Source organism: Kribbella steppae (assembly GCF_004342025.1).
In the GTDB taxonomy this organism is placed as follows: Bacteria; Actinomycetota; Actinomycetes; order Propionibacteriales; family Kribbellaceae; genus Kribbella; species Kribbella steppae.
On sequence record NZ_SLWN01000003.1, the window covers coordinates 209,394 to 221,935 of the forward strand.

13 protein-coding genes are annotated in these 12,542 nt (G+C 67.3%); 5 read left to right on the plus strand and 8 right to left on the minus strand.

Annotation, left to right across the window (positions count from 1 at the left end):
• Window positions 1-264: 264 nt before the first annotated feature.
• The 3 genes from EV652_RS09670 to EV652_RS09680 form a co-directional block, all read right to left on the minus strand.
• The gene (locus tag EV652_RS09670) at window positions 265-738 is read right to left on the minus strand and encodes a bifunctional nuclease family protein (protein ID WP_132208695.1); all 474 of its coding nucleotides are present in this window, start codon (window positions 736-738) and stop codon (window positions 265-267) included.
• A 165-nt stretch (window positions 739-903) separates the two neighbouring features.
• On the minus strand, window positions 904-1,782 hold the full coding sequence (locus tag EV652_RS09675) for an NUDIX hydrolase (RefSeq protein ID WP_132208696.1): 879 nt from the start codon (window positions 1,780-1,782) through the stop codon (window positions 904-906).
• Between the two features lie 9 nt (window positions 1,783-1,791).
• Window positions 1,792-3,951 (minus strand): RNA degradosome polyphosphate kinase, encoded by a 2,160-nt coding sequence (locus EV652_RS09680; RefSeq protein ID WP_132208697.1) that lies wholly within the window; start codon window positions 3,949-3,951, stop codon window positions 1,792-1,794.
• Window positions 3,952-4,038: 87 nt separating this feature from the next.
• Here EV652_RS09680 and EV652_RS09685 point away from each other — a divergent pair, with 87 nt between their 5' ends.
• Window positions 4,039-5,100, plus strand: coding sequence for an alpha/beta hydrolase (locus tag EV652_RS09685; RefSeq protein WP_242001675.1), 1,062 nt, complete (start codon window positions 4,039-4,041; stop codon window positions 5,098-5,100).
• Here the strand turns inward: EV652_RS09685 and EV652_RS09690 are convergent.
• The 3 genes from EV652_RS09690 to mshD all read right to left on the minus strand — a co-directional run bounded on the left by EV652_RS09690 (window position 5,097) and on the right by mshD (window position 7,753).
• Window positions 5,097-6,020: a PKD domain-containing protein gene (locus EV652_RS09690; RefSeq protein WP_132208698.1), complete on the minus strand. Its 924-nt coding sequence runs from the start codon at window positions 6,018-6,020 to the stop codon at window positions 5,097-5,099. The two genes, EV652_RS09685 and EV652_RS09690, sit on opposite strands and share 4 nt — an antisense overlap.
• Window positions 6,017-6,628 carry a DUF6318 family protein gene (locus tag EV652_RS45175; RefSeq protein WP_242001707.1) on the minus strand — a complete coding sequence of 204 codons (612 nt, stop codon included), beginning with the start codon at window positions 6,626-6,628 and terminating at the stop codon, window positions 6,017-6,019. Before EV652_RS45175 ends, EV652_RS09690 begins: the two co-directional genes overlap by 4 nt.
• A 207-nt stretch (window positions 6,629-6,835) precedes the next feature.
• Window positions 6,836-7,753, minus strand: a complete 918-nt coding sequence (gene mshD, locus EV652_RS09700) for a mycothiol synthase (protein WP_132208700.1) — start codon at window positions 7,751-7,753, stop codon at window positions 6,836-6,838.
• A gap of 119 nt (window positions 7,754-7,872) precedes the next feature.
• On the opposite strand from mshD, the gene EV652_RS09705 reads away from it, so the two are divergent.
• Window positions 7,873-9,657, plus strand: a complete 1,785-nt coding sequence (locus EV652_RS09705; protein WP_132208701.1) for a bifunctional metallophosphatase/5'-nucleotidase — start codon at window positions 7,873-7,875, stop codon at window positions 9,655-9,657.
• Window positions 9,658-9,945: 288 nt separating this feature from the next.
• The gene (locus EV652_RS09710; protein WP_132208702.1) at window positions 9,946-10,254 is read left to right on the plus strand and encodes a hypothetical protein; all 309 of its coding nucleotides are present in this window, start codon (window positions 9,946-9,948) and stop codon (window positions 10,252-10,254) included.
• A 22-nt stretch (window positions 10,255-10,276) separates the two neighbouring features.
• Here the strand turns inward: EV652_RS09710 and EV652_RS09715 are convergent, their stop codons facing one another.
• Complete coding sequence (locus EV652_RS09715; protein WP_132208703.1) at window positions 10,277-10,516, minus strand: MoaD/ThiS family protein; 240 nt, start codon at window positions 10,514-10,516, stop codon at window positions 10,277-10,279.
• Between the two features lie 163 nt (window positions 10,517-10,679).
• Between EV652_RS09715 and EV652_RS09720 the strand changes: the two genes are divergently transcribed.
• A complete protein-coding gene (locus tag EV652_RS09720; RefSeq protein ID WP_132208704.1) occupies window positions 10,680-11,390 on the plus strand; it encodes a response regulator transcription factor in 711 nt (236 codons plus the stop codon).
• Window positions 11,391-11,439: 49 nt separating this feature from the next.
• Here EV652_RS09720 and EV652_RS09725 read toward each other — a convergent pair whose 3' ends face one another.
• Window positions 11,440-12,048: a hypothetical protein gene (locus EV652_RS09725; RefSeq protein ID WP_242001676.1), complete on the minus strand. Its 609-nt coding sequence runs from the start codon at window positions 12,046-12,048 to the stop codon at window positions 11,440-11,442.
• Between the two features lie 42 nt (window positions 12,049-12,090).
• Between EV652_RS09725 and arfB the strand changes: the two genes are divergently transcribed.
• Window positions 12,091-12,516, plus strand: a complete 426-nt coding sequence (gene arfB / locus EV652_RS09730) for an alternative ribosome rescue aminoacyl-tRNA hydrolase ArfB (RefSeq protein WP_132208705.1) — start codon at window positions 12,091-12,093, stop codon at window positions 12,514-12,516.
• Window positions 12,517-12,542: the final 26 nt, after the last annotated feature.

Genomic DNA, 12,542 nt, shown 5'->3' on the forward strand with positions numbered 1-12,542 from the left:
GTAGGGAGAGCAGGTGACCGACCGGTCCGTCGTCGGTGAACGAGCGATGAACGATTGCGATAGCGTCGGCGACGGTTGGCGTGCCGCCAGGCGGCCAACAGGTGAACTGAGTTAGGAGCCGTGACTCTGCGTAGATCTGGCTGACCATTGGCTCACCTTTCGGTCACGCTCAGCGCACTGTCAACGTGAACGATCGGTGCTGCCCAGTCGTTCGATCGGTGCTGCCCAAGCCGTTGTGGTCCGGGCCAGGGCTGGGCGGGCGAGTCAGCTGGAGAAGTCTTCCGGGGCGACACCGTCGAGGAACTGGCGGAAGCGTTCGAGCTCAGCCTGCTCTTCTTCCGGGGTCGCGACGCCGGCTTCGCGCAGGACCTGTTCGGTACAGCGGATCGGGGTCCCGAGTCTGACCGCGAGGGCGACCGAGTCGCTCGGCCGGGCCGAGACGCGGGCGCCGTTGGCCAGCACGAGTTCGGCGTAGAAGACGGCGTCGCGCAGCTCGACGATCTCGACCGCCTCGATCTGCACCCCGAACGCCTGGATCAGGTCGCGCATCAGGTCGTGGGTGAGCGGCCGCGACGGACGCAGGCCCTGTTCCTCGTAGGCGATCGCGGTCGCCTCGACGGAGCCGATCGAGATCGGTAGGTAGCGGTAGCCCTCGGTCTCGCGCAGCATCATCACCGGGGCCCGGTTGGGCGATTCCATCCGGATCCCGATCAGTGTCAGTTCTCGCATCATCGTCATGGTGCGCCCCGAACCTCTCCTCAGACCCGGGCCCGGTGGGGCGCCAGGTTCCTCGGTAGGAACATACCCGCCACCTCCGCAGTCATCCGGCCACCCCTGCGGCTGTGCCTGGATCGTCACCGACCCGTGCCACTCCGTATGCCGTACCGCGGAATGCCGCGCCGATCAGGGGGCGCCGAAGCGCTCGTAGATGAGCCGGCCGTCGGTCAACCGGTGGGCGACCAGGAACGCTCCCGGCGAGAACTTGCCCACCCTCAGCCCGAGCTCCCGGGCCAGTGCCGGCAGCACCGGCCGGTGCGAGCAGACGACCGTCACCTTGCCCGGCTTCCACGCCTTCTCGGCCAGGCCGCCGAGTGCACCAGGGTCCGCGTCGTAACCACGCTCGGAGATCTCCGGCCAGAGGTGGATGTGCCTGTCGATCGAGGCGGCGTACGGCGTGATTGTCGCAACGCACCGTTCCGCATCGCTGCTGATCAGCCTGTTGGCGCCTAGTGCGGCCAGTATGCCGGTCAGCCGCTCGGCCTGGCCGGTCCCGGTGGTGCTGAGCGGCCGGACTGTGTCCTTGCTCTCCCACTCCTTTCGCTTCACCGCCTCGGCGTGACGCAGCAGGACGAGTGTGGCGACGACAGGCACGACACGATCCAGGCAGTCGAGGATGTCCACGTCACGCGGGTAGCTGAGCTTCGTGCGTGCCTTGTCCACCGGGAGCCAGGCGACCTCGTCGACCTCGCTGTTGGGCTGGAACTCGACGTCTTCGAGAGCTGCGGCGGACCAGTAGTGCACGAGCTTGTCCGCGGTTCCGCCGTTCTTGCGGACTGTGTAGCGCTGCACTCCGAGCGGTGGACCGAGGACCACCTGCTGTCCGGTTTCTTCCTCGATCTCACGCCGTGCGGCGAGCAGCACGTGCTCGTGCGGCGCGAGCTTGCCCTTCGGAAGGGACCAGTCGTCGTACCGGGGCCGGTGCACGAGCAGCACCTGCCGGGTGCCGCGGTGCTCACGCCATACGACACCGCCCGCGGCGATGACGGTCGCCGGGTTGCTCATGGAATCACCCTAGGTAATGGGTTCAGCAGTTCTGCGGCGCCCACGCGTGGCGATGAATCTTTCTTGCAGATCACGCAGCGAATCGCCGTCCGGCCCGGTCAGTCTGGCCTGCCAGGTGTCGTCGGGCTGCAGCCACCACGAGCTGGTGCCGTCGTCGAGAGCGAGGTCGAACATCTCCCGGAGCTCACCGACGTGATCCAGCTCCTTCAGCTGGACCAGCACCTCGACCCGGCGGTCCAGGTTGCGGTGCATCAGGTCCGCCGAACCGATCCACACCTCCGGCTCGCCGCCGTTCTCGAACCAGAACACCCGGCTGTGCTCGAGGAACCGGCCCAGGATGCTGCGCACCTGGATGTTCTCGGACAGCCCGGGCACACCGGGGCGGAGCGTGCAGATGCCGCGGATCCACAGCTCCACCGGTACGCCGGCCTGCGACGCCCGGTAGAGCGCGTCGCACAGGGCTTCGTCGACCAGGCTGTTCACCTTGATCCGGACCCGGGCCGGACGACCGGCCAGGTGGTGCTGCACCTCTCGGTCGATGCGCTCGAGCAGCCCTCGTCGTACCGACTGAGGAGCGACCAGGATCCGCCGGTACCCGGCGCTGCGGGCGAACCCGGAGAGGTGGTTGAACAGGTGTGCGATGTCCTCGGTGACCACTCTGTCGCTGGTGAGCAGTCCGAGGTCCTCGTACAGCCGGGCGGTCTTGGGGTGGTAGTTGCCCGTGCCGATGTGGGCGTACCTGCGCAGGCCGTCCGGCTCGTCGCGGACCACCATCGACAGCTTGCAGTGCGTCTTGAGGCCGATGACGCCGTACACGACGTGGCAGCCGGCATGCTCCAGCTGACGGGCCCACTTGATGTTCGCCTGCTCGTCGAAGCGCGCCTGGATCTCCACCAGCACCAGGACCTGCTTGCCGGCCTCGGCGGCGTCGATCAGCGCGTCGACGATCGGGGAGTCACCGCTGGTCCGGTAGAGCGTCTGCTTGATCGCGAGCACGTGCGGGTCTGCCGCGGCCTGCTCGATGAACCGCTGCACACTCGTCGAGAACGAGTCGTACGGGTGGTGCACCAGCACGTCGCGCTGCTTCAACGCGTAGAACATGTCCGCCGGGTTGGCGGTCTCCACCTCGGCCAGGTGCGGGTGCGTCGACGGTACGAACGCCGGGTACTTCAGCTCGGCCCGGTCCAGACCGGCGATGGCGAAGAGGCCGCGCAGGTCCAGCGGACCGGGCAGCTCGAACACCTCTGCCTCGGTGACACCCAGCTCCGACAGCAGCAGCGCCTTCACCTGCGGATCGATCGACTCCTCGACCTCGAGCCGGACCGGCGGACCGAACTTGCGGCGCAGCAGCTCCTTCTCGAGCGCGGCCAGCAGGTTCTCGGCGTCGTCCTCCTCGACCTCCAGGTCCTCGTTGCGGGTGACCCGGAAGGTGTGGTGCTGGATGACCTCCATCCCCGGGAACAGCTGTCCCAGGTGGGTCGCGATGACATCCTCCAGCGGCACGAACCGGCCCTCGGCCACCTGGATGAACCGCGGCAGCAGCGGCGGCACCTTCACCCGGGCGAAGTGCTCGCCGCCGGTGTCGGGGTTGCGAACCACGACGGCCAGGTTCAGCGAGAGGCCGGAGATGTACGGGAACGGGTGCGACGGGTCCACTGCCAGCGGGGTCAGCACCGGGAACACCCGCTCCCGGAAGAACCGGGTCATGTCCTCGCGCTCGGAGCTCTCCAGCTCGTCCCAGCGGAGGATGTCGATGCCCTGCTCGATCAGCGCCGGCTGGACCGCCTTCCTCCAGGTCTCGGCGTGCCGGTCCATCAGCTCGCGGCTGCGCGTCAGGCTGCGGTCGAGAACCTCGCGCGGCATCAGCCCGCTGGCCGCCTTCACCGCTACTCCGGCGGCGATCCGGCGCTTCAGACCGGCGATCCGGACCATGTAGAACTCGTCCAGGTTGCTGGCGAAGATGGCCAGGAACTTGGCCCGCTCGAGCAGTGGGATCCGATCGTTCTCGGCCAGTTCCAGGACCCGCTGGTTGAAGGCGAGCCAGCTCAGCTCGCGGTCCGAGAACCGATTCGTCGGAAGGTCTCCGGCCGCCGCGATGTCGTACGGCGGCTCGACGTCGTACTCCCGGTTGTGGGATGCCAGCAAGTCTCCAGCCACGTTGACCAGCATCCCACCCTTTGATGAACGATAGGTTGCCGAGGGCATGTCGATCTTCATTGCCTCGGTTCACCGCTCTTGTTGCTAGCGTCACTCCTTGTGAACCCACGACTGGACTCGCTGCTCCGCGGCACGGTGACCGCCGTACAAACGAACGCTTTGACACCGCTGTACGCGCTGCCCACGGCCGTCCGGCGCCGGCTCGCCGGCGCACCGATCCAGATCGACGGCAACACCCTCGACCCCGAGCTGCAACTGCTCCTGCGGGTGCAGGCATTGTTGCCAAGAAGAACGAAATCCGACGCCGCCACCGCCCGCGCGCACCTGAAGACCTTGTGCAATCTGGTCTCCGGTCACCCCCGCGAACTACAGCGCGTGACCGATCTCACCGTCCGCGGCGCCGACGGCCAACTCGGCGCCCGCCTCTACGTCCCGCGCGACGCCGGCCGCGGCCTGCTGGTCTTCCTCCACGGCGGCGGCTGGGTCGTCGGCGACCTCGACACCCACGACGCGCTCTGCCGCGCGCTCGCCGCTGACGCCGGCATCCAGGTCCTGTCGGTCGACTACCGGCTCGCCCCGGAGGCCCCGGCCCCGACCGCCGCCGAGGACGCCATCGCCGCCTTCACGTGGGCCGTCGACCACGCCGAAGACCTCGGCGCCGACCCGTCTCTGGTCGCCGTCGGCGGTGACAGCGCGGGCGGCAACCTCGCCGCCGTCGTCGCTCAGCAGTGCGTCCGCCGCGACCTCCCGCGACCCGCCCTCCAGGTCCTGCTCTACCCCGCCCTCGACCTGGTCAGCCGCCGCCCCAGCCGAGACCTCTTCGGCGAAGGCGGCTTCATCCTCACCGAAGCCGACATCATCTGGTACCGCGACCACTACACCCCGGACCCGTCAATCCGCCCCGACCCTATCGTGTCGCCACTACTGGCAGACGACCTCACCGGCCTGCCCCGCACCTACATCACCACCGCCGGCTTCGACCCCCTCCGCGACGAAGGCACCGAGTACGCCGAGGCCCTCAAAGCCGCCGGCGTCGAGGTAACCCACCACCCCCACCCCTCCCTAACCCACGGCCACAGCCACCTACAAACCCTCCCCGGCCTAACCCGCCAGGCCCACGAAGCCCTAACCACCCACCTCCGCCAAACCCTCAACTCCTAACCCCCCGGCTCAACCAAAACCGGCACAGCCTCCCGAATCTGAAGAGGGGTGCCCGGGCCGGTGACGGGGACCAGATCATCGACGTATTGCCAACCTGTCCCTGCGACGTTGAATCGGGCTGCGTAGTGAGTGGTCACCGAGACGCTCACGTCGCCGCGGTTCAGGTATTTGTGAGTGATCTCTTTTGCAGGGTATGGCTTGCCCGGCGACGTCGTCGTCAGAGTCGCACCGTCGCCGAAGTTCCAGGTGTAGGTCATGGGCGTCGCCTCGACAACCACTGGGAAACCCAGAAGGTCAACGGTTTGCACTGTGACCTTGCCTTGATCTGTGTAGACGATCGTGTCCAGGTTTACCAAGGTTCTGCCCGCAGGTTGGATTTTCACTCCGAGCTTTGGAAACAACACGTCTCGGTACCGTGTCAGGATCTGTAGCCAGGTAACGTCCGCGGGGCGAGGGATGCGTATAGCGGTGGGGCGTTGCTCGACCTGTTGCGGTCGGTCGGGAGTGAAGGGCAGGCAGCGCGTCGGGCCCGGAGTCGTTCCGTCATCTTGAGTCGTTCCGCACAGACCGATATTGAGGCGGAAGTCTCGGCGCGGCCCAACGGTAGCCCTCCGCTCTTTCGGGGGAGTGGCCTTTCCGGGACCTTTCGCCGGTGATACACGTTTGGCTTTCGGTGGAGGAGCGTCGCCGAGGCGCGTCGTCTGATTGGTCGTGGTGCCTTTGAGGCGCAAACCCTCGCGCTTCGCCCTGCCGGTCGTTGCCGGCGGCTTGCTCTTCGGCGGCTTTGGTGACGGTTTGGCTGTTATGGATACCGCCGGTACCTCGACCTGTTGCGACGTGGCATAGGCATTGTTGCCCCAGAAGATCAGCGGCGCGACGGTCGCGCCGAGCATGACAGCCTTCAGCCCGTTGGTCGTCATCGTTCTTCGAGCTTTATCTCGTACATGATCCAGTTGCCACCATTGGAAGACAACGCGATCTGTTCGGTGTAGCTCGCAGGTTTGCTCGTGACCGGCTTCGCCGACGGTGATTCCTTGGTCGTGTATGCGCCGACTGTGACTCTTGCGGAACCACCGAGGTGGCCACTGTCTCTCCGGACCAGCTCGCTCACCTCGGTCACTCGCTCGAAGTAGTCACCGCTGAGGCCGCCATTGGCGCCGTTGACCTTCGCTGCGAACCCGGCGTACTGCTTGCATCCCTCACATCCAGCTTCGCTTGCGGCGAGGAGTGGGGCGCCGTCGCCGGTTTGCGAGGCGTAGTTCATCAGGTCGATGTAGTGCCGAACGAACGCTTCGGCCGCGCCGAGGGTGAGGCCATCGGCCGCGGGTGGGCGAGACGGAGGGCCGGAGGGCGACGCCGAGGTAGTTGTCGGGGGAGTCGTTCCGGTTGGGCCGTTCGATGTGGTGGCTGGTGCGCTTGTTGGATTGGTGTTGGGGCGGCCGGCTTCGGGGCTGCTGGTGCAGGCGGTGAGGAGTGCGGTGGTTAGGCAGGCCAGAAGGAGTGGTAGTGGCCTGTTGCGGTTAGTCACGAGTGTCAGCCCTCCGTAGTCGACACGATCGTAACGGCGGGCGGGAGCGGTTCGGGATGTCAAAAAGTGCAGCTGTGGATAAGTGGTTGGGGCCGGGAGCCGCCCGGCTGGGGGGTTAGAGGCACGGACGGCTCCCAGCTGATGATGAGACGGGGGTGGGTGCGGCTTATGACGCGAAGTGAGCAGGCGAGTTCGCTGTGATGCCGTTCACAGTGGGTTGGTTGGGGCGAACTGGACGTCCAGGGCGGCTGTGGTGAAGCCGAGCGAGGTGTAGAGGCCTCGGGCGGCGGTGTTGGTGCCGTCGACGTACAGGACGATGGCGTCCAGGCCGCGGTCCTCCTGCAGGTAGTGCAGACCCTGGAGGGTCAGGGCCTTGCCGAGGCCGCGGCCCTGGTAGGCGGGGGATACGCCGACGACATAGACCTCGCCAACCCCGTCCTCGACCTTCGTCCAGTGGAAGCCGGCCAGTGCGCCACTCGTCGAGTCCACGGCCAGGAAGAAGCCGGCCGGGTCGAACCACGGCTGCTGGAGTCGCTCGGCCAGGTCGGCGGCTGTCCAACTGCCCTGCTCAGGGTGGTCCGCAAACGCCTGGCTGTTGACCTCCAGCCACGCCGCCTCGTCTTGCCCAGGTACGAACGCCCGTACGGCGATCCCGTCCGCCCAGACCGGTTCGGGGAGTGAGGCCCTGGTACGGCGGAGGAAGTACAGCTCTCGGGTCACCTCCAGGCCCAGTCGGGCTGCGAGTTCATCGCTGCCGGGGAGTCGTCCATGCGCCCACACGCGGAGCTGCGCACCACCGTGGTCGAGCAGCATGCGTAGTAATGCAGTACCGGCGCCTTGTCTTCTGGCTGTGGGGGAGACGACCAACTCGGCCGAGCCGTCCGGTGACAGGGCGCCGTACCCGATCAGGTTTCTGGCGCTTTGGAGCCCGGACACCTCGATCGTGCCCGGTTCGCCCTCGTATGCAAGGACATGGAGGTCGCCTGGGTGTTCGCCGTCGAGGTGGAGCAGGGTGCGCTCCGACAGTGGATTCACCCCGTCGCTCTGTGCTGCCGCGCGGGCGATTTCCGTGACGGCGGAGGCGGTGGCCGAGGGCAACGGTGAGGGTACGGCTTCGAGGGTCACCGGAATACCGTAAAAGGTCCGGGTCAGTTCATGCTCAGGTCCTTGGAGAGGTCACGCCAAGTCGGGTACTTTTCGCGGCACCGCACACCAGCGGTGACCGAGACTACGACGGAGTAGACATGGCCTTGACAGGACGAGACAAGACGCGGCTGCGCGGACGGCGGGCCGTCGGCCTGCTTGCCGCCGGGATGGCCGCGGTACTCGGCTTGGCCACGGGGGGAACCGTGACCCAGGCTGCGACGGCCAAACCCAAGCCGACGCACACCCAGATCCAGCTGCTCGCTCTCAACGACTTCCACGGCAACCTGGCCCCGAACAGCCCGACCAGCTCGAGCGGCAACGTCAACGGCACGCCCGCGGGTGGCGCCGAGTTCCTCGCGACGCACCTGAAGCAGATGCGCGCGGCCGCCGCGGCCAAGGGTCAGCAGTCCGTCACGGTCGCCGCGGGTGACCTGATCGGTGCCTCGCCGCTGCTGTCGGCGGCGTTCCACGACGAGCCCACCGTCGAGGCGCTGAGCGGGATGGGTCTGGAGATCGCCTCCGTCGGCAACCACGAGTTCGACGAGGGCTGGCACGAGCTGCTCCGGATGCAGACCGGCGGCTGCCTGCCGGACGGCGACGGGCAGAACAACCAGAACTCCTGCCCCGACCCGGCGAAGCCGTTCACGGGTGCCAAGTTCAAGTACCTGTCGGCGAACGTGTTCTTCGAGAACACCCAAGAGACGCTGTTCGCGCCGTACAAGATCAAGACCTTTGAGGACGGCCGCAAGGTCGGGTTCATCGGTATGACGCTGGAGGACACCCCGAACATCGTCACCAAGTCCGGTGTCGAGGGCCTCACCTTCACCGACGAGATCGCGACCGCCAACAAGCTGGTCCCGATCCTGAAGAAGAAGGGGGTCGAGTCGATCGTCGTGCTGCTGCACGAGGGTGGCTTCCCGGCCGACCCGCGGGCGTACAACAGCTGCCCCGGCATCTCCGGCCCGATCGTCGACATCAACGCCGGCCTCAGCCCGGAGATCGACGCGATCATCTCTGGCCACACCCACCAGGGCTACAACTGCACGCTGCTCGACTCCGACAAGCAGCCGCGGCTCGTCACCAGCGCGTCCTCGTTCGGCAAGCTCGTCACCGAGGTGCGGCTCAGCATCGACAACACGACCGGTGATGTCGACCGGGCGAACACGATCGCCAACAACCAGATCGTCACGCAGGACGTGCCGAAGGACGCCAAGACCAGCGCACTGATCACCAAGTACCAGACCTTGGTCGCGCCGATTGCCAACAAGGTGATCGGGCACATCACCACGCCGTCGGTGTCGCGGACCGCGGACGAGTCGCTCGAATCGCCACTCGGCAACCTGATCGCGGACGCTCAGCTGGCCGACCCGTCGGTGGTGACGGACGGGAAGACCCCGGTGGTGGCGTTCATGAACCCGGGCGGTATCCGTGCCGACCTCGCGTCGAATGCCGGCGCGGTCACCTACGGGCAGGCGTTCACGGTGCAGCCGTTCAACAACTTCCTGGTCTCGATGGACATGACCGGTACGCAGATCAAGGCCCTGCTGGAGCAGCAGTTCTCCGGCGTGAACGGTCCGGAAGCGCCGAAGTTCAAGGTGCTCCAGGTCGCCGGCATCACCTACACCTGGAACCCGGCCGCGGCCGCGGGCTCGAAGGTGGTCGCCGGTTCGATCAAGATCGCCGGGCAGCCGCTGGTGGACGCTACGTCGTACCGCATCGTCACGAACAACTTCCTCTCCGACGGCGGCGACGGCTTCCCGGCCTTCACCACCGCGACGAACAAGTTCTTCGGCGGCCTCGACATCGACGCCTTCGCCAACTACCTGACCGCCCACGACCCGTACACCCCGGTCGCCACCGACCGCATCTCCACCGGCTCCTGACCTCACGCCGGTACGCCGCCGCGAATCGACGTACCGGATGCAGTGGAGTTACTGACGTGCGCCGGTACGCCGCCAACCGCGGCGTACCGGCGACGCGGGCAAGTCCAGGCGGGCGGAGACGACCGGGCCGGGGCTGCGGATCCGCGGCCGTTCAGGTTGATCGTGAATCTGGGCAGGTAGGCCGGAATGCCGCGGTTTTCGGCGCATTTGTGAGGCTGAGTGGGCAGCTTTTACGTTCTGCGGGGTTGCTGGTACCTTGCGTATTCGGTCTTTTACGGAAGGTGACCGATGGCGCACGTTGCTCCGACTTCGCATCGCCGTGCGACCCGCGCGTCGCATCGCGGGCATCGCAGTGCAGACGGGCCGATCCAGCTGACCACCTGGCTGGGACTCACGTTCGCGATGGTTCTGGGTCTGGTGCTGACCGGACGCTCGCACGTCGGCGTTCACGCGGCCGGCATCACGCTGCTGGTGATGCTGGTGCCGCTCACAGTTGCGGTGTTCGGCGCCGCGTTGCGGCGCGGGATCGGTTCGGGGAAGGCAGCCCTGCTGACGGCCGTCGCACTCACGTTGGTCTTGCTCAAGTTCCTTCTCTGAACCGGGGCGTTCAGGCCCCCGATCAGCCGCCGGCGAACGGCGGGAGGGCGTCGACTTGGGCGCCCGCGTGGAGACGGGTGGCGGGGTCGGCGCGCTGGCCGTCGAGGAGGAACGTGCAGATGCCGAGCACGCGGGCGAGCTCGGGGCGGTCGGCGGAGACGGTGCCGATCAGGTCGCGGATCGAGGCGGCGTCGGCGGTAGCGGAGGACTCGCCTGCGGCCGTGCGGGCGGCGGCGAAGTACCTGATGGTGACTTCCGGCATCTGAGAGAAGGCCTCACTAATCGGTTAAGTCTTCCGCTATTATGTCAGCTTGCTCTTGCTTTCCAGTGTGACTCAGGCCCCCGGCAACGACGCCGCTGGGGCCTGACGTGCAAAAGGACCGGATCGCTCACCGGGGATCCGACGACCAGCACAAGGAGACAGCGTGAGTACGTTGCTTCTGCTGACGAACGCGCTGCAGGCCTCCACCGAGGTGCTGCCCTCGCTCGCCCTGCTGCCGCATCAGATCCGGATCCTTCCCGCCGAGGTCGCCGCACTGGTCGACGCCCCGGACGCGGATGCCGTCCTGCTCGACGCCCGCCGTGACCTGGTCGCGGTGCGTGGCGTGTCCCGCCTGATCCGGACCACCGGGATCGACGTACCGCTGATCCTGGTCGTCACCGAGGGCGGTCTGACCGCGGTGAACGCCGACTGGGGTGCCGACGACGTCCTGCTCGACACCGCCGGCCCGGCCGAGATCGAGGCCCGGCTGCGGCTGGTGATCGGCCGACTCGCCGCGGTGCGGAACGAGGACCCCGACACGTCACTGATCCGCAGCGGCGACGTCGTGATCGACGAGGCGTCGTACACCGCGAAGCTGAACGGGCGTGCGCTCGATCTGACCTACAAGGAGTTCGAGCTGTTCAAGTTCCTCGCGCAGCACCCGGGGCGGGTGTTCACCCGGGAGCAGCTCCTGCAGGAGGTGTGGGGGTACGACTACTTCGGTGGTACGCGGACGGTCGACGTGCACGTACGGCGGTTGCGCGCGAAACTCGGCCCGGAGCACGAGGCGCTGATCGGAACCGTCCGCAACGTCGGCTACCGCTTCGTCATCCCGCCCAGCACCACCCGCGAAACCGCAGACGCCAACGCCTGACCCCTTCGCTTCCCGACAAGCCGCCAGAGCCTGAGCTCCGGCGGCTTTGTCACTTCTTGATGAGGTAGCCGCTCGCCTGTACGTCGACCTGCTGCAGGCCGGGGGTGGAGCGGCGGGGCTGGTGGGCGTGGTCGTACCCCCGCACCGTGAGCTCGACCGACGTCGGCAGCTCGGTGGCCTTGGGCAACTTCCAGACGTAGGCGACGTCCTCGGCGAAACCGGGCGTGAGCACCGGGTTCATGGTCGCATCGCGCAGGTTCGTGGTGCCGAGCGGTGCGTCGGTGTCCTTGATCCCCGGTACGCCGACCAACCTGATCAGGTCGCTGGACGGCGACGTACCGGTGTCATCGGTGACCTTCAGCTTGGTCGCCACCGCGATCAGTGCGCCGCCCTCGTCAGGCCTGAACAGCGGCTTGAGGTCCTTGACCGTGACCACCCGCTGGATCGTCACCTCATACCGGCCGGCGTCGATCGCCGTACCGGCGTCAACGCGCGGCGTCTCGTCCGCAGCCTTCTTCAGACCGCCGAACGCGGCCGAGATCGCCAGCAGCACCGCGCCCGTGCTGAATGCCCACGTGCGCACCGACCGGCCGCGCACCTTGATGTCTTTCAGTTCCGGGAGTTCTTCGTCCCGGCCCCCGCTCCCCGTTTCCTGCACGGGCAGCAGCCTAACGATCGAGAGGTCCGGTTGAATGGTGTCGTGGACAGCGGGCTGGTGGTGCGGGCGGGCGTGGTGATCCCGGAGACGGAGCTGCAGTGGCGCTTCTCCCGGTCCAGCGGTCCGGGCGGCCAGTCGGTCAACACGACGGACAGCCGGGTCGAGCTGAGTTTCGACGTCGCCGGTACGACGGCCTTCACCGACGTACTGCGGGCTCGCGCGCTCGAGCGACTGCAGTCGCGGCTGGTGAACGGCGTACTGACCGTGGCCGCATCGGAGCACAAGTCCCAGTGGCGCAACCGGGAGGCGGCGCGGACCCGGCTGGCGGCGTTGCTGCGGGACGGGATCGCGGCGCCGCCACGGCAGCGGCGGCCGACCAGGCCCAGTAAGAACTCGGTCCGCCGCCGGCTGGACGAGAAGAAGCGCCGCGGCGAGACCAAGCGCCTCCGCTCCCGCCCCGACGATTGAAGCGCTGCCCCAGAGGAACCGCTGCC